The organism is Variovorax sp. CCNWLW235 (assembly GCF_037204085.1).
Classification (GTDB): Bacteria; Pseudomonadota; Gammaproteobacteria; order Burkholderiales; family Burkholderiaceae_C; genus Variovorax.
Window position 1 is genome coordinate 234,716 of the sequence record NZ_JBBCBW010000005.1, and the last position, 14,380, is coordinate 249,095.

Genomic DNA, 14,380 nt, shown 5'->3' on the forward strand with positions numbered 1-14,380 from the left:
CCTGCCCAGGCGCATGGCAAGAAAGAATCGCAAGAGCCAGCCCATCGCCGCGCCCGCCCCGCGTGGCATGGCACCGGCACGCGCGGCAAATACCCATACCGCTGCGCCGCGCGTGCTCGAGGTTCCCGCACACGTGCTGGAAGCGCTGGCGCGTGAGGGAGCGGTGGAGGGTGTGCCGGACCTCGTTGCCACGCGGCTCCTGCTCGGCGGGCTGGTAGCGCTTTTTGCGCTGATGGCGCTCTCCTTTGCCGCCGCGGTGGTGCTGCAGGATGACTGGTCGAACTTGCGCGGCAACGAGGGGATCGTCGCGTTGGCCGTGCTCGCGCTTGTTGCCGGGCTGGGCGGCGGGCTCTGGTATTTGCTGCGGCAGTTTGCGCATGTGAGCCAGGGCTCGATGCGGATCGACGCCGAAGGCATGCGCTGGGGCGATCCCGCGTCGCCGCAGGCGGTGGCGTGGCGCGAGGTCTGCCGCGTGCGCGCTGGCCTGCAGGATGTGAAAACCGAATTCACTTCGAGCGATGCGATCGTCAAGCGGCTTGTCTTCCAGCGGGCCTCGGGTGGCGGCGAAACCATGGATGTGAGGCTGCCATTGGCGCTGACCATGGACGCTCCGCGTGTGCTGCGCTTTCGCAACCGCGCCGCACTCCTGCGGGCGTTGCTGCTGCGGCTTGCCACCCAGCCCCGGCCGAGGCTGCGCTTTGCAGCGGAGGTGTTCATCGACGCCGGCATCGATCCGCAGACGTGGGAGCCGATGCTGGCGCCAAGGCGCTGGATGTGGCTTTCGTCCCTTGCCGCGCTGCTGCCGGTGCTGGCAGTGTTTCTCTTCTGGCCGCTGGGCGAACACGTCGGCTGGATGATTGCGGCCCTGGTCCTCGCGATGCTGGCCGGCGCCGGTGCCATGGGCTGGTTCATGGACCAGCGCTATCCAGGTTTGCAAGGTGTGTTCGAGTTCGAAACACCCACAGGCCCCGTGCCTTGAGACCGCACCGTTATCGCTTACAGTAGGCTACGCACAGTCACCGTGACTGTCTCGCCTCAAGGAGAAGCAGTGGCAACACCAAATTACGGCTACGAAAAGCGCCAGAAGGAGCTGGCCAAGAAGAAGAAAAAGGAAGAGAAGCTCCGCGAGAAGGCCAATCGCAAGCTCTCCCCAAGCAGCGAAGGACTCGCCCCGGGCGACCCGGAAACCGACGTGGCCTCGCTCGAACGCGACCCGCCGACGGTGCCCGAATTGCCAACCAAGAACGGTTGATTCACCGATCGACGCTTTGGAAAAAAAGCCGCTGCAAGCCCCAAGGCCTGCAGCGGCTTTTTGTTTGTGCCGGGCCTACTTGGCAGCGAGCAGCTTGCGCAGTTCCGGCCACACGTTCTCGAGCAACTGGGGCTGCGCCGCGGCCGTGGGATGAATGCGGTCGGCCTGGAAGAGCGCAAGCGCATCGGGGGCGTCGGCCACGCCCTTGAGAAGAAAGGGCACCAGCGCCGCCTTGGTGGCGCTGGCCACCTTGCCGAACACCGCCTCGAAGCGCCGCGTGTAGTCGCCGCCGTAATTGGGCGGCACCTGGATGCCGACGATCAGCACCTTGGCTCCGGCCGCCTGCGCCGCCTTGGTGATCTGCAGCAGGTTTTCCTCGGTGTTCTGGAGCGGCAGGCCGCGCAGGGCGTCGTTGGCGCCAAGCTCCACCACCACGTGGCTGGGCTTGTGCTGCGTGAGCAGCGACGCAAAACGGGCGCGCCCGCCCGAGCTCGTGTCGCCGCTGATGCTGGCGTTGACCACCGTGGCCGGGATCTTTTGCTCAGCAAGCCGCTTCTCAAGCAGGGGCACCCAGCCTTCGCCGCGCTTCAGGCCGTATTCGGCACTCAGCGAATCGCCGAGCACCAGAATCACCGGTTTGCGAGGTGCCGCAGCCTGTGCGGTCTGGGCGTGTGCCGTTGCCGATGCCCCTGCAATGCCGGAAGCGGCGGCGGTCAAGATAAAGTCACGTCGATTCAAAACGAAAAGCCTTTCCATGTCCCAACTCCCGTCTGAAGCCATTGTCGCCGTCGAGCACGTGTTCAAGTCCGTTACAGACTCGACCGGTACGCTGGACATTCTGCAGGACATCGATTTCACCCTGGGCGCGCGGGAAACCGCCGCCATCGTGGGGGCTTCGGGCTCCGGCAAGAGTACCTTGCTGTCGATCATCGCGGGGCTGGACACGCCCACGCGCGGCACCGTCAAGCTCGCGGGCGACGATATCTTTGCCATCGACGAAGATGCGCGCGCCGCTCTCAGGGCCCAGCGCGTGGGTTTCGTCTTCCAGAGCTTCCAGCTGCTTGGCAACCTGAGCGCACTCGAGAACGTGATGCTGCCGCTGGAACTGGCCGGCCGCAAGGATGCGCGCAAGGCCGCCACCGAGATGCTCGGACGGGTCGGGCTCGGGCAGCGGCTCGGGCACTATCCCAAGGTGCTCTCGGGCGGCGAACAGCAGCGGGTGGCCCTGGCTCGGGCATTTGTGGTCCAGCCGGCCCTGCTGCTGGCCGACGAGCCCACCGGCAGCCTCGACTTTGCGACGGGCGAGCAGGTGATGCGGCTGATGTTCGACCTGAACCGCGAACTCGGCACCACCCTCGTGCTCGTTACCCACGACCGCGGCATTGCGGCCCAATGCGAGCGCCGCATCACCATCGAAGCCGGGCGCATGGCGCTCAACGAGTCCAAGCCCGTGCTGGTGGCCTCGCTCGAGGCATGATCGTTCCCAGGTTCTGGGCCGAAGGCCGAATTCAGGAGCGGGTGGCGGGCAAGCAGATCACGGTGCGGCGCTACGGCTGGTCCGACGACAGCCCGATTGCCGCGCAGGCGCATGCCGACCAGCGCACGCAGGAAGCCTTCGAGCGCATCGCCCGTGGCGAGCAGCTCGACCGCCGCGAGCGCAAGCTGGCCTACAACGGCGCCCAGGGCGTACCCATCCGCGAGGAAATCGTCGAGCGGCAGGGCGACACCGTCATTACCCGCAACAGCTACGGCGCGCGCTGCCTCAACACGCCCGATGTGCTGTTCGTGGACATCGACTTCGAGGAGCCGCTGCGCGGCAGCGTGTTCGGCTTTGCGCTGGCGCCCGCGCTGATTGCGGGCGTCGTCGGCGGATGGGCCGCCAAGACCTGGGTGGGCGGTTTGATCGCGGCCGTCGTGGTCTTCATCGTTGCCTACCGCATCGGCCTGGCCAAGAAGCGCGGAGAGGCCAGCAGCAATCCCTCGCCTGAAAAACGCGCGGCCGAGCGCATCGGGCGCTTCGTGCAGCAAAACCCCGACTGGCACTTGCGCCTTTACCGCACCCCGGCCGGCTTTCGCGTGCTGGCAATGCACGACGTCTTCAGCCCGGCCGACCCGGCGGTGGCCGAATGCTTCGAGGCGCTGGGCGTCGACAAGACCTATGCGCGCATGTGCCGCAACCAGAACTGCTTTCGCGCCCGGCTGAGCGCCAAGCCCTGGCGCATCGGCATCGGCGAACACATGCGGCCCCAGCCGGGCGTCTGGCCCGTGTCACCGGAGAAGCTGCCGGTGCGCGACGCCTGGGTGGCGCGCTATGAAAAGGCGGCCGAAAGCCATGCCGCCTGCCAGTACCTGGAAAGCGCCGGCAACAGTGGCCGGGTGCATCCAAACGCTCTGGCCGTTCAGGAACTGCACGACGAAAAAAGCCGGGCGCACAGCGGTTTGCCGATTGCCTGAAAGGCAGGGCGCGCCGCCCTCGATAATCAGGGGATGTCTTCCCCTAAAGTGATCTTCGGCTTCCATGCCGTGAGCGTGCGCATCAAGACCGCGCCCAAATCGGTGCTCGAAGTGATGTTCGACACCAGCCGGCGCGATGCGCGCATGAAACAGTTCATTGCGCGCGCGCAGGAAGCCGGCGTGCGGCTGGTCGAGGCGGACGGCCTGCGCCTTGCCAAGCTCAGCGGCAGCCACGGCCACCAGGGCGTGGTGGCGCGGGTCGAACCCATTGCGCAGGTCCGCTCGCTCGACGAACTGCTCGAGGGCCTTGAAGAAGCCGGCACCGTGCCTCTTCTGCTGGTGCTCGACGGCGTGACCGATCCGCACAACCTGGGCGCCTGCCTGCGCGTGGCCGACGGCGCCGGGGCGCACGCAGTCATCGCGCCCAAGGACCATGCGGCCGGCATCAACGCCACCGTGGCCAAGGTGGCGAGCGGCGCCGCCGAAACCGTGCCGTACTTCATGGTGACCAACCTGGCGCGCACGCTGAACGAACTCAAGGAACGCAACATCTGGTGCGTGGGCACCAGCGACGATGCACCCGGCACCCTCTACCAGAGCGACTTCAAGCGCCCGCTGGCGCTGGTGCTCGGCGCCGAAGGCGAGGGCATGCGCCAGCTCACCCGCAAGACCTGCGACGAACTCGTGAGCATTCCGATGGCCGGAGCGGTTGAAAGCCTGAACGTTTCGGTAGCCAGCGGCGTGTGCCTCTACGAGGCGATGCGGCAGCGCGGCATCTGAGGCGATTGCTCGGCTGGAGGTGATCGAAACCTGTTCGGCCACCATCAGCGCAGCGGGGCGGGCGTGCAACAAGGGAAGAAGAGGCGTCGCCGAGACGGGCGAAGGAATCGAGGCGGACATGGGCGAGCTGACTTGTAGCGATACGCACCGCGAACTGCGGTGCGCACGCGAAGTCAGCTACGCCATGGCCGCGCGGCGTGAAGCCTGTGTGGAATGTGCGGTAGTCGCCATCGAACTCAGGAAGGGTCCTTGCTGCGTGTGCGGCCCACTGCGCTGAAGATGCCGATGCCCAGGATGATCAGCGCGCCAATGCCGATGTAGAGCGTGGGCACGCCGGCGACCGATGCGCCCCAGGCGAGGCCACCCAGGAAAATCAGAAACCCGATCATGTAGAGCACAAATGACATGCTTGTTTCCTCGAAACTGTGATGCCTTGCAGTATCTCGGCCGGTGCCGGGGCCAGCACAGGCCTTCGTCGCCAGTCGCTGTGGGAACTTGCCTACTACTTCTGGGCAAGCCGGCGCAGGCTTAAGGGGGCGATGCAACCAGCAGATAGCGGCAGCCAGTGCGGCCAAGCGCCTTGAAGACCAGAGGGCGGTCCACGCCAAAATCCAGGCAATCGCCCTCGGCCAGTTCGAAGCGCTCGTCGCCATAGTCGACCCGCAGCGCGCCTTCGAGCATCCACAGGCACTGGCGATACGGCTTGCCGCTCCATCGCGGATAGCCGACCTGGGCCGAGCGCGGCAGCTCGATCTCCACCATCTCCACGCCGCCATTTGCACCGCGCTCGACAATCTGTCGGCGCAAATAGCCGGCCTCGGGGTCGCGCCATACCTCCTGCTGCGCCCGGGCGCGCAACCGGCGCGGCGAGCCCTTGTCTTCGGTCAGCAGCTGCGCAAGCGGCACGCCCAGTCCGGCGGCAAGCCGGCCCAGCAACACGGCGGTCGGGCTGCTTTCCGCACGCTCGACTTTGGAGATCATCGCCTTGCTGACGCCGGAAAGCCCGGCCAGCTCTGCAAGGCTCAACCCCTTGGCCTGGCGCAGCGCAAGAAGCCGGCCGGCAATGAGCGAGTCGATGCCGGCGAGTTCGTCGGGCGGAGAAGAATTGTTTCTCATATGAGACTATTATTCTCCTATATTAGACAAACCGCCCTACGTGCCGCCGCCAGTTCGAAAGGAACCAACATGCGCCTGATTACCTGCACAGAGGAGGCCCACGCGGGCGCGATCCTAGACATCCTCAACGAAGCCATCGTCAGCTCGACCGCGCTGTACGACTACAAGCCGCGCACGCCCGAGAGCATGGTCGCGTGGTTTGCGACCAAGCGCGCCAACGGGTTTCCGGTGATCGGCGCCGAGGACGAGGAGAGCGGCAAGCTGCTGGGCTTTGCGAGCTACGGCGCGTTCAGGGCCTTTCCGGCCTACAAGTACACGGTGGAGCACTCGGTGTATGTCGAGGCCGGGCACCGCGGCGCAGGCCTCGGCCGCACGCTCATGGAGGCGATCATTGCGGAGGCGGTCGCGCGCGATGTGCATGTGATGGTCGGCGCCATCGATGCTGCGAACGCCGGCAGCATCGGCCTGCACGAGCGGCTGGGCTTCGAACATGCCGGCACCGTGCGGCAGGCCGGGTTCAAGTTCGGCCGCTGGCTCGACGTGGCCTTTTATCAGCGGATTCTTTCGACCCCCCTGAATCCGGTCGACGGCTAGTTTTCTTCGCTGGCCCGGTCCAGCATCTGGATGGTGCCGGCGTCCAGCTTGAGCTGGGTGGCCACGACCAATTCCTCCAATTGGGCAATCGAGGTTGCGCTGGCGATGGGCGCGGTGACCGAAGGCCGTGCGATCTGCCATGCGATGGCAACCTGCCCCGGCTTGGCGTTGTATTGCTGGGCCACCTTGTCGAGCGCCTCGAGAATGCGCAGCCCGCGCGGGTTCAGGTACTTCTTGGTGGTGTTGGCACCGCGCGCGCTCTTCGAAGCGTCGGCTTCGGTGCGGTACTTGCCGGTCAGGAAACCGGCCGCCAGCGCATAGAAGTTGATGACGCCCACCTCGCGCTTCACGCACAGCGGTTCCAGTTCGTCCTCGAACACCGCGCGGTCGTAGAGGTTGTAGAGCGGCTGCAGGCTTTCGTAGCGCGCAATGCCAAGCCGTTCGGATATGTCGAGCGCTTCGGCCAGCCGCGGCGCGCTGTAGTTCGAGGCGCCGATGGCGCGCACCTTGCCGGCCTTGATCAGCTCGTCGAAAGCGCCCAGCGAATCCTCCAGCGGCGTGGCCGTATCGTCGTCGTGCGACTGGTACAGGTCGATGAAATCCGTCTGCAGGCGCTTGAGCGAAGCCTCCACCGCTTCGCGGATGTACGCGGGCGACAGTCCCGACTTGCCTTCGCCCATCGGCTTGCCGACCTTGGTGGCCAGCACCACGCGGTTGCGCTTGCCGCTTTGCTTGAGCCACTTGCCGATGATGGTCTCGGACTCACCGCCGGTATGGCCCGGCACCCAGCTCGAATAGACGTCGGCTGTGTCGACGAAGTTGAAGCCAGCATCGAGCCAGGCGTCGAGCAGGCGGAACGAGGTGGCTTCGTCCACTGTCCAGCCGAACACGTTGCCGCCGAAGGCGAGCGGCGAAACCAGGAGGCCGGAGCGGCCCAGCGAGCGAAGTTGCGACATGAGTTTCTTCCCTAAAAAGAGCGAGGATCAGACAAAACCGATGGCACCGAGCAGCGCGCCCGCGCCGAGCAGCCACAGCAAGTGAATGCGCGTGCGCCACACGACAAGGGTTGCCGCTGCGCTCAGCAGCCACAAATGCCAGGCGGGCGCGTCGCCCGAATGGTTGCCCGCCGCGAGCACCCAGCCGGTGGCAATCAACAGGCCCACCACCACCGGCGCCATGCCTTGCTTGAAGGCGCGCACGCCGCGCTTGTCGCGGTTGCGGTGGCCCCAGCGGGTGGCAAGGTAGGTGAGGGTGGTGCTCGGCAGCATGATGCCGACCATGGTGACCATGAGCCCCAGGAAGCCGAGCATCCACGCGCCCGGCCCGGCGCCGATGCCGCCGCCCGCGTTGAGGCCGACGTTCCAGCCCATGAGCGCGACAAAGAGTACGTTGGGGCCCGGCGCTGCCTGGGCAATGGCCACCGACGAGCTGAACTGCGCTTCGGTGAGCCAGCCGTGCTGCGCGACGAGGTAGCGGTGCATGTCGGGCACCGTGGTGATGGCGCCGCTGATCGACAGCAGCGACAGCAGCAGGTACTGGCCGAAGAGCGCAAGCCAGTCGTGCCATTGCATCACGATCGTGACAGGGCTCATGTGGCCCCCACGCTCGGCACTGGCGTGTCCTCGCTGCCCCCCGAGGGGGCGCTCGCACCTTGGGGCGGCCCGGCGGTGCTCATGGCGCAATCCTCCGCCACGTCCACGCGCAGGCCACGCCGCCCACCGCCAGCAGCACCCAGCCGAGCGGAATTTTCAGTACCGCGATGGCGCCGAACACCAGCGCCACGAACACCAGGCAGGCGGCAAAGCCCAGCGGGTGCCTGCGCAGCTGCGGAATCAGCTTGATGCCGGTGGCGGCAATCAGGCCGCCCGATACCGCGCCCATGCCGCGCAGCGCGCCCGCCACCTGCGGGTTGCCGGCGTAGTGGGCGTACAGCACGGCCAGCATCAGGATGACGACGAGCGGTATTGCGAGCATGCCGGCCACGGCGGCTATGGCACCGCGCAGTCCGAAATAGCGGTCGCCGATCATCAGCGCGAGGTTGACCACGTTCGGGCCCGGCATCACCTGGGCCACGGCCCAATCTTCCAGAAACTGCTCGGGCGTGAGCCAGCGCTTTTTCTCGACCATTTCGCGCTGGACGATGGCCAGCACGCCGCCGAATCCCTGCAGCGCAAGCCAGGTGAATGAAACAAAAAGGTCGCGTGGCGACTTCGGTTGCGGAGGGTCGGATGGCGCCGCCGCGCCTGAGGGAGACGGATGCATGTGGAGCGATTATCGTAGCCCTACCTGCAACACGCCGGGCACCGGGCCGACATGCCCTGTGCCATTCAAAGGGAGACTTCATGGTCATGCAAATGCGCGCGCTTTTCGATCTCTGCAAGGAGGCCGTGGCCTCATGGTCGAACGACTATGCCCCCAGCATGGGCGCCGCACTGGCCTACTACACGGTGTTCTCGATTGCGCCGCTGCTGCTGATCGTCATTGCCGTGGCGGGCCTGGTGTTCGGGCAGGAGGCTGCGCGAGGCGAAATCTTCCTGCAGCTTTCGGGCCTCATGGGCGAGCAGGGCGCGGCCGCGGTGCAGAGCATGCTGCAGGCGGTCAACAAGCCGGCCGAAGGCATCGTGGCCACGGTGGCCGGCATTGGGCTGCTGGTGATCGGCGCGACCACCGTCTTCGGCGAACTGCAGGACGCGCTCGACCGCATCTGGCGCGCACCGGCCCGCGCGAAGAACAAGGGGCTCTTCAACTTGCTGCGCGTGCGGCTGCTGTCGTTCAGCATGATCATGGGCATCGGCTTTCTGCTCATGGTGTCGCTGGTGGCCAGCGCAGCGCTTGCCGCGCTCAGCAAGTGGTGGTCGCCGGTGTTCGGCGCCTGGGCGACGCTGGCGCAGGCCGTGAACTTCGCCTTCAGCTTTGCAATGGTGACGGTGATCTTCGCGATGATCTACAAGATCATGCCGCGGGCCAAGGTGCAATGGCGCGACGTGTGGGTGGGCGCCGCGGTCACGGCGCTGCTCTTCACCGTGGGCAAGCATCTCATCGGCCTGTACATCGGCAAGAGCAGCGTGGCCTCCGGCTATGGCGCCGCGGGTTCGCTGGTGGTGGTGCTCGTGTGGGTGTACTACTCGGCGCAGATTTTTCTTCTGGGCGCCGAGTTCACCTGGGTGTATGCCAAAACCTACGGCTCGCTCAAGAACGCCAGGGACAGCGCCAGCGCGAATCCTTCGCCCACCCGGTCGGAGCCGCTGCCGCAGCGCTAGCCGGCAAAGCCGCCTTCGTCGAGAAAGCGCTGTTCCTCGGCGCTGGTGGTGCGCCCGAGCAGCTTGTTGCGGTGCGGAAAGCGGCCGAAGCGCGCAATGATGTCGCGGTGCAATACCGCAAAGCGCTGCGTGTTGGCATCGAGCGCCGCGTTGAGCTCGACCGAACGCTCCTGGTCGGCCAGCGATTCGGAGTGCATGAAGGGCAGGTAGAAAAAGCGCCGCAACGCTTCGTCCACCTTCAGGTCGAGGCCTGCCTCGATTGCCTTGCGGGCCACGGCCAACGCCTTGGCATCCGTCGCAAGCATGCGCGCGTTGCCGCGCCAGGTGTTGCGCGGGAACTGGTCGAGCAGCACCATCAGCGCGAGCGCGCCCTCCGGCTCGGTCGACCAATGGTCCAGTTCGCCAAGGGCGGCCGCTTCGTGGGCGGCAAGAAAGCGCCCGCCGAACTCGGCATCGAAGGCATCGTTCTTGGCAAACCATCGGTCGGGTCCGGCGCTGCGCCAGAAGTCGACCACGTCGCGGGCGGTGGGAAGGTTGGCAGGGTGCATCGCCGCATTCTCTTTCAGCTTGGGGCGCTGCGCCGGGGCCGTGAAAGTCGCGGTGGTGGCCGACATCGGCACGGGCCGGGGCTCCCTATGCTGAAGCGGTTTCATAACTCAGGAGATAAAGCTCATGAACCGATATGGCACCCTTTTGCGCGCAACCCTCATCGCCGGCGTAGCCAGCGCTGCGCTGGCCGGCTGCGGGATGATGTCGAAGTCGAACGTCGCGAGCTTCAGCGGCACCATGAACGCCGCCAGCGAAGTGCCGCCCAACATGACGCGCGGCAGCGGCCTGGCGGAGGCCTGGCTCAACAGGGACACGAACGTCCTGAAATACAAGATCACCTACAGCGGCCTGAGCGGCCCGGCCACCGCCGGCCACTTCCACGGGCCCGCGGCAGCGGGTGCCAATGCCGGCGTGGTGCTGCCCTTTGCAAGAACGGAGAGCCCGATCGAAGGCCAGGCCACGCTCACGCCTGCACAGGCGGCCGACCTGCTTGCCGGCAAGTGGTACGCCAACATCCACACAGCGGCCAACCCGGCCGGCGAGATCCGGGGACAGATGCTGCCCAAGATGTAAGGGCTGCAGTCAGCTTGCAGCCGTGGGGCTGGTGTCAAATGACACCATATGACGACGAAGAAGCCCCAGAGATTCCGCACGGCAAGCAAGAAGACCCCGAGCCCGTTCGCAGCGCCCCGCGAAGACATGCGCTCCGCGCGCAAGGCGTTGGTGCTACAGGGCGGAGGCGCCCTCGGCGCCTACCAGGCCGGTGTGTATGCCGCGCTCAGTGAAACGGACTTGCAGCCGCACTGGATTGCCGGCGTTTCGATCGGCGCCATCAACGCCGCATTGATCGCGGGCAATGCGCCCGACAAGCGGGTCGACCGGCTGCGGGAGTTCTGGCACCTGGTGTCTTCCGGGCCGGCGCAGCGTTTGCCGGCATGGCTGGGCGACCGCGCCGCGCAGAACCAGTGGAGCGCTTCCATGGCAATGCTGCTCGGCATTCCGGGTTTCTTCGAACCGCGCTATTCGCCCGCGCTGCTGATGGGCGCTGCGGCGCCCCTTCTGAGCTACTACGACACCGCGCCGCTCAAGCTCACGCTCGAACGCCTGATCGATTTCGACCGCATCAACGCCTGCGAGGCGCGCTTCAGCGTGGGCGCGGTCGATGTGCGCACCGGCAACTCGGTGTACTTCGACAACACGCGCCAGCGCATCGGCCCGGAGCACATCATGGCCAGCGGCGCGCTGCCGCCGGGCTTTGCGCCGGTGACGATCGACGGCGACGACTACTGGGACGGCGGCATCGTCTCGAACACGCCGCTGCAATATGTGCTCGACATTCATCCGCGCTCCGAGCCGCTGGTGGTGCTGCAGGTCGACCTTTTCAATGCACGCGGCGAAATGCCGCGCACGCTGTCGGGCGTGCTGGAGCGGCAGAAGGACATCACCTATTCGAGCCGCACCCGCATGAACACCGATGCACTGGCCGCCAACCTGAACCTGCAGCAGGCCATTGCGGACCTCATCTCCAAGCTGCCCGCGAACCTGCGCAACGACCCGTCTGTGCTTGCGGTGCAGGCCGAGCTCACGCATCACCCGATCGACATCTTTCACCTGATCTACCGCGACAAGCCCTATGAGGCCGAATCGAAGGACTACGAGTTCTCGCGCGCCGCCGTCGAAGAGCATTGGGAAGCCGGCGCGCGCGACATGCGGCGGACGCTGGCGCACCCCGAAACGCTGCGCAGCGACGCCACGGTGAACGGCGTGACCACCTTCGACCTTGGTGAGCCCGGGGTGGGGCGCATCAAGCGGCCCGGGTTGTCGCGTTGACAAAAGATGCCGCGAGCCGCGTGCTCGCCTGAATCCTGCAGTTCCGTTTTCTTTCTTTTTCTTCTTCAACCTCAAGGACGTTCACCATGCAACTCAAGGACAAGGTCGCCTACATCACGGGCTCGGCCAGCGGCATCGGCAAGGAGATTGCTGTTCTGTTCGCGCGCGAAGGCGCCAAGGTCGTCATTGCCGACCTCAACAAGCAAGCGGCCGATGCCACGGCTGCGGAGCTCAAGGCCGCGGGCGCACAGGCCATCGGCGTGGCGGTGGACGTGACCAGTGAGGACCAGGTGAACGCATCGGTCGAGGAAGCGGCCAAGGCCTTCGGCGGCATCGACATCCTCATCAGCAATGCCGGCGTGCAGATCGTGCATCCGGTCGATGAGTTCAGCTTTGCGGACTGGAAGAAGATGCTCGCCATTCACCTCGACGGCGCCTTCCTCACCACCAAGGCTTGCCTCAAGCACATGTACGCCCAGGGCCGTGGCGGCAGCGTGATCTACATGGGCTCGGTGCATTCGAAGGAAGCTTCGCTGCTGAAGGCGCCGTACGTCACGGCCAAGCATGGACTCATCGGCTTGGCCAAGACGGTCGCGAAGGAAGGCGCCAAGCACGGCGTGCGCGCCAACGTGATCTGCCCCGGCTTCGTGCGCACGCCGCTCGTTGAAAAGCAGATTCCCGAGCAGGCGAAGACGCTGGGCATTACCGAAGAGCAGGTCATCAAGAACGTGATGCTCAAGGAAACGGTCGACGGCGAGTTCACCACCACCGAGGACGTCGCCCGCGTAGCGCTGCTGTTTGCGGCCTTTCCGACCAATGCGCTGACCGGGCAATCGCTGGTGGTGAGCCACGGCTGGTTCATGCAGTAACCAAATGACGCCGCCGGGTGCGGCACACGATGGTTCACCCTAATGTCTCCGGCGAGTGAACTGTGCGAAAAATCGCATGGCCATTCAAACGTCATACCAATGACCTTCGCCAGGAGACAACAACCATGCGTGTCAGTTTGCCCCGTGTCAGTTCCTCCCGTGTGTTTTCGCGACGCTCTTTCGTTGCCCATGCCGCGGGTGTCGCGGCCGGGCTCGCCATGTTTGCAGCGGCGGCTCCCGCGGCTGCGCAGGCGTATCCGAGCCGCCCGGTCACGCTGATCGTTCCCTGGGGAGCGGGCGGTGGCACCGATGCCACGGCGCGCATCATTGCAAGCCTGCTCGAAAAAGAACTGGGCCAACCGTTCACCGTGGTGAACCGCACCGGGGGCAACGGCGTGGTGGGCCATTCCGCCATTGCCGCCGCGCCGCCCGACGGCTACACCATCGGCATGGCCACGGTCGAAATCGGCATGATGCATTGGCAGGGGCTCACGCAACTGACCAGCACGTCGTACACCCCCATCGGCCTTGCCAACCTCGACCCCGCCGGCATCCAGGTGCGCGCCGATGCACCCTACAAGACCGTGGCCGAACTGCTCGCGGCCATCAAGGCCAGCCCCGGCAAGCTGAAGGCCTCGGGCACGGGACAGGGCGGCATCTGGCACCTGGCCATTGCCGGCCTCTTGCGCGACCAGAAGATCGATCCCGCGGCCGTGCCGTGGGTGCCGAGCAACGGCGCCGCGCCGGGGCTGCAGGACGTGGTGGCCGGTGGCGTCGACATCGCACCGGTCTCGCTGCCAGAGGCGCGCTCGCTCATCGATGCGGGCAAGGTCAAGAGCCTTGCGATCATGAGCGACAAGCCTTCGGCGCTGTACCCCAATGTGCCCACGCTCAAAGCCTCCATAGGCAGCGACTGGTCGATGGCCGCCTGGCGCGGCATCGTCGCCCCCAAGGGCCTCCCGGCCGACGTGCGCGACAAGCTTGCTGGCGCGCTCAAGAAAGTGGTGGCGAGAAAGGAGTACACCGACTTCATGGCTTCGCGCGGCTTTGGCGTGATCTATGCGGGCCCGGACGACTTCGCCGCCTACATGGCCAAGTCCGACGCCGAGCTCGGCGCAACCATGAAGGCCGTGGGTATCGTCAAGTGAGCGCCGCGCGGCGTGCGTGCGCGCCCCGCGAAGGGGCTGCGCAATGAAGTTCAACGACGCGGTCTTCGGGCTGATCCTGCTGGTGCTCGGCGCGCTGGTGCTGGCCGTGGTGCGCAGCTATCCCGGCATACCGGGCCAGCAGGTCGGGCCGGCGCTTTTCCCGGGGCTGATTGCCATCGGGCTGTGCATCTGCGGCTTCATGCTGCTGGTCAAGGGCTGGCGAGAGCGGCATGCCGCGCCCTGGATGCGGCTTGGCGCCTGGGCTGCTTCGCCGCGCCATGTGCTGGCCGCCGCGCTGGTGATTGGCGCGGTGCTGTTCTACATCGTCGCTTCGGGGCGGCTCGGCTTCTTGCCGACCGCGGCAATCTCGCTGCTGGCGCTGATGCTTGCCATGCGCGTGCGGCCGGGCCGCGCGGTGCTGATTGCGCTGATTGCCTCGCTGCTCATCCATGCGGCGTTCTACAAGCTGTTGCGCGTTCCTCTTCCCTGGGGTGTGCTGACACCCATTGCCTGGTAACCGGGGCCTCC

At 66.1% G+C, this 14,380-nt stretch carries 19 protein-coding genes; 12 read left to right on the forward strand and 7 right to left on the reverse strand.

Going from position 1 to position 14,380, the window contains the following annotated elements; translation table 11 throughout:
* Positions 1-13: 13 nt before the first annotated feature.
* Positions 14-979, forward strand: coding sequence for a hypothetical protein (locus V9L21_RS08665; protein ID WP_337310944.1), 966 nt, complete (start codon positions 14-16; stop codon positions 977-979).
* Positions 980-1,048: 69 nt separating this feature from the next.
* Complete coding sequence (locus tag V9L21_RS08670) at positions 1,049-1,252, forward strand: hypothetical protein (protein WP_126747299.1); 204 nt, start codon at positions 1,049-1,051, stop codon at positions 1,250-1,252.
* A 75-nt stretch (positions 1,253-1,327) separates the two neighbouring features.
* Here the strand turns inward: V9L21_RS08670 and V9L21_RS08675 are convergent, their stop codons facing one another.
* Positions 1,328-2,008: an arylesterase gene (locus V9L21_RS08675; protein ID WP_337310946.1), complete on the reverse strand. Its 681-nt coding sequence runs from the start codon at positions 2,006-2,008 to the stop codon at positions 1,328-1,330.
* Between V9L21_RS08675 and V9L21_RS08680 the strand changes: the two genes are divergently transcribed.
* Genes V9L21_RS08680 through rlmB form a run of 3 tightly spaced genes read left to right on the forward strand, consistent with a single transcriptional unit; the run spans position 2,007 to position 4,486 of the window.
* Positions 2,007-2,729 (forward strand): ABC transporter ATP-binding protein, encoded by a 723-nt coding sequence (locus V9L21_RS08680; RefSeq protein ID WP_126747300.1) that lies wholly within the window; start codon positions 2,007-2,009, stop codon positions 2,727-2,729. The two genes, V9L21_RS08675 and V9L21_RS08680, sit on opposite strands and share 2 nt — an antisense overlap.
* On the forward strand, positions 2,726-3,706 hold the full coding sequence (locus V9L21_RS08685; protein WP_337310948.1) for a hypothetical protein: 981 nt from the start codon (positions 2,726-2,728) through the stop codon (positions 3,704-3,706). Before V9L21_RS08680 ends, V9L21_RS08685 begins: the two co-directional genes overlap by 4 nt.
* Positions 3,707-3,739: 33 nt before the next feature.
* Positions 3,740-4,486, forward strand: coding sequence for a 23S rRNA (guanosine(2251)-2'-O)-methyltransferase RlmB (gene rlmB, locus V9L21_RS08690; RefSeq protein ID WP_337310950.1), 747 nt, complete (start codon positions 3,740-3,742; stop codon positions 4,484-4,486).
* A 236-nt stretch (positions 4,487-4,722) separates the two neighbouring features.
* Here the strand turns inward: rlmB and V9L21_RS08695 are convergent, their stop codons facing one another.
* Positions 4,723-4,893 carry a SoxR reducing system RseC family protein gene (locus tag V9L21_RS08695; protein WP_148110631.1) on the reverse strand — a complete coding sequence of 57 codons (171 nt, stop codon included), beginning with the start codon at positions 4,891-4,893 and terminating at the stop codon, positions 4,723-4,725.
* 121 nt (positions 4,894-5,014) lie between these two features.
* Positions 5,015-5,602: a helix-turn-helix domain-containing protein gene (locus tag V9L21_RS08700; RefSeq protein ID WP_337310952.1), complete on the reverse strand. Its 588-nt coding sequence runs from the start codon at positions 5,600-5,602 to the stop codon at positions 5,015-5,017.
* Between the two features lie 69 nt (positions 5,603-5,671).
* Here V9L21_RS08700 and V9L21_RS08705 point away from each other — a divergent pair, with 69 nt between their 5' ends.
* A complete protein-coding gene (locus tag V9L21_RS08705) occupies positions 5,672-6,196 on the forward strand; it encodes a GNAT family N-acetyltransferase (RefSeq protein ID WP_337310954.1) in 525 nt (174 codons plus the stop codon).
* Here V9L21_RS08705 and V9L21_RS08710 read toward each other — a convergent pair.
* The 3 genes from V9L21_RS08710 to V9L21_RS08720 form a co-directional block, all read right to left on the reverse strand.
* Positions 6,193-7,152 (reverse strand): aldo/keto reductase, encoded by a 960-nt coding sequence (locus V9L21_RS08710; RefSeq protein WP_337310956.1) that lies wholly within the window; start codon positions 7,150-7,152, stop codon positions 6,193-6,195. The genes V9L21_RS08705 and V9L21_RS08710 overlap by 4 nt on opposite strands.
* A 27-nt stretch (positions 7,153-7,179) precedes the next feature.
* Positions 7,180-7,788: a chromate transporter gene (locus tag V9L21_RS08715; protein WP_337310958.1), complete on the reverse strand. Its 609-nt coding sequence runs from the start codon at positions 7,786-7,788 to the stop codon at positions 7,180-7,182.
* 79 nt (positions 7,789-7,867) lie between these two features.
* Positions 7,868-8,458: a chromate transporter gene (locus V9L21_RS08720; protein WP_337310960.1), complete on the reverse strand. Its 591-nt coding sequence runs from the start codon at positions 8,456-8,458 to the stop codon at positions 7,868-7,870.
* A gap of 80 nt (positions 8,459-8,538) precedes the next feature.
* On the opposite strand from V9L21_RS08720, the gene V9L21_RS08725 reads away from it, so the two are divergent.
* Positions 8,539-9,456: a YihY/virulence factor BrkB family protein gene (locus V9L21_RS08725; protein WP_337310962.1), complete on the forward strand. Its 918-nt coding sequence runs from the start codon at positions 8,539-8,541 to the stop codon at positions 9,454-9,456.
* Here the strand turns inward: V9L21_RS08725 and V9L21_RS08730 are convergent.
* Positions 9,453-10,004: a DUF924 family protein gene (locus tag V9L21_RS08730; protein WP_337311059.1), complete on the reverse strand. Its 552-nt coding sequence runs from the start codon at positions 10,002-10,004 to the stop codon at positions 9,453-9,455. The genes V9L21_RS08725 and V9L21_RS08730 overlap by 4 nt on opposite strands.
* Before the next feature lie 124 nt (positions 10,005-10,128).
* Between V9L21_RS08730 and V9L21_RS08735 the strand changes: the two genes are divergently transcribed.
* The 5 genes from V9L21_RS08735 (at position 10,129) to V9L21_RS08755 (ending at position 14,369) form a co-directional block, all read left to right on the forward strand.
* Positions 10,129-10,578, forward strand: a complete 450-nt coding sequence (locus tag V9L21_RS08735; protein WP_126747310.1) for a CHRD domain-containing protein — start codon at positions 10,129-10,131, stop codon at positions 10,576-10,578.
* Positions 10,579-10,704: 126 nt separating this feature from the next.
* Complete coding sequence (locus V9L21_RS08740) at positions 10,705-11,835, forward strand: patatin-like phospholipase family protein (RefSeq protein WP_443304523.1); 1,131 nt, start codon at positions 10,705-10,707, stop codon at positions 11,833-11,835.
* A gap of 86 nt (positions 11,836-11,921) precedes the next feature.
* Entirely contained in the window at positions 11,922-12,704 is a 783-nt protein-coding gene (locus V9L21_RS08745; protein WP_337310967.1) for a 3-hydroxybutyrate dehydrogenase, read from the forward strand.
* A gap of 125 nt (positions 12,705-12,829) precedes the next feature.
* The gene (locus V9L21_RS08750) at positions 12,830-13,852 is read left to right on the forward strand and encodes a tripartite tricarboxylate transporter substrate binding protein (RefSeq protein WP_337310969.1); all 1,023 of its coding nucleotides are present in this window, start codon (positions 12,830-12,832) and stop codon (positions 13,850-13,852) included.
* 43 nt (positions 13,853-13,895) lie between these two features.
* Positions 13,896-14,369, forward strand: coding sequence for a tripartite tricarboxylate transporter TctB family protein (locus V9L21_RS08755; RefSeq protein WP_337310971.1), 474 nt, complete (start codon positions 13,896-13,898; stop codon positions 14,367-14,369).
* The last annotated feature ends 11 nt before the right edge of the window (positions 14,370-14,380 follow it).

Excerpts from the sequence above, each read along its gene's own strand:
- V9L21_RS08680 (WP_126747300.1), top strand. The coding sequence starts at position 2,007 with ATGTCCCAACTCCCGTCTGAAGCCATTGTCGCCGTCGAGCACGTGTTC.
- V9L21_RS08745 (WP_337310967.1), top strand. The coding sequence starts at position 11,922 with ATGCAACTCAAGGACAAGGTCGCCTACATCACGGGCTCGGCCAGCGGC.
- V9L21_RS08675 (WP_337310946.1), bottom strand. The coding sequence starts at position 2,008 with ATGGAAAGGCTTTTCGTTTTGAATCGACGTGACTTTATCTTGACCGCC.
- V9L21_RS08665 (WP_337310944.1), top strand. The coding sequence starts at position 14 with ATGGCAAGAAAGAATCGCAAGAGCCAGCCCATCGCCGCGCCCGCCCCG.
- V9L21_RS08720 (WP_337310960.1), bottom strand. The coding sequence starts at position 8,458 with ATGCATCCGTCTCCCTCAGGCGCGGCGGCGCCATCCGACCCTCCGCAA.
- V9L21_RS08725 (WP_337310962.1), top strand. The coding sequence starts at position 8,539 with ATGGTCATGCAAATGCGCGCGCTTTTCGATCTCTGCAAGGAGGCCGTG.
- V9L21_RS08730 (WP_337311059.1), bottom strand. The coding sequence starts at position 10,004 with ATGCACCCTGCCAACCTTCCCACCGCCCGCGACGTGGTCGACTTCTGG.
- V9L21_RS08735 (WP_126747310.1), top strand. The coding sequence starts at position 10,129 with ATGAACCGATATGGCACCCTTTTGCGCGCAACCCTCATCGCCGGCGTA.
- V9L21_RS08700 (WP_337310952.1), bottom strand. The coding sequence starts at position 5,602 with ATGAGAAACAATTCTTCTCCGCCCGACGAACTCGCCGGCATCGACTCG.
- V9L21_RS08755 (WP_337310971.1), top strand. The coding sequence starts at position 13,896 with ATGAAGTTCAACGACGCGGTCTTCGGGCTGATCCTGCTGGTGCTCGGC.
- V9L21_RS08750 (WP_337310969.1), top strand. The coding sequence starts at position 12,830 with ATGCGTGTCAGTTTGCCCCGTGTCAGTTCCTCCCGTGTGTTTTCGCGA.
- V9L21_RS08685 (WP_337310948.1), top strand. The coding sequence starts at position 2,726 with ATGATCGTTCCCAGGTTCTGGGCCGAAGGCCGAATTCAGGAGCGGGTG.
- V9L21_RS08710 (WP_337310956.1), bottom strand. The coding sequence starts at position 7,152 with ATGTCGCAACTTCGCTCGCTGGGCCGCTCCGGCCTCCTGGTTTCGCCG.
- V9L21_RS08695 (WP_148110631.1), bottom strand. The coding sequence starts at position 4,893 with ATGTCATTTGTGCTCTACATGATCGGGTTTCTGATTTTCCTGGGTGGC.
- V9L21_RS08715 (WP_337310958.1), bottom strand. The coding sequence starts at position 7,788 with ATGAGCCCTGTCACGATCGTGATGCAATGGCACGACTGGCTTGCGCTC.
- V9L21_RS08740 (WP_443304523.1), top strand. The coding sequence starts at position 10,705 with ATGCGCTCCGCGCGCAAGGCGTTGGTGCTACAGGGCGGAGGCGCCCTC.
- rlmB (WP_337310950.1), top strand. The coding sequence starts at position 3,740 with ATGTCTTCCCCTAAAGTGATCTTCGGCTTCCATGCCGTGAGCGTGCGC.
- V9L21_RS08705 (WP_337310954.1), top strand. The coding sequence starts at position 5,672 with ATGCGCCTGATTACCTGCACAGAGGAGGCCCACGCGGGCGCGATCCTA.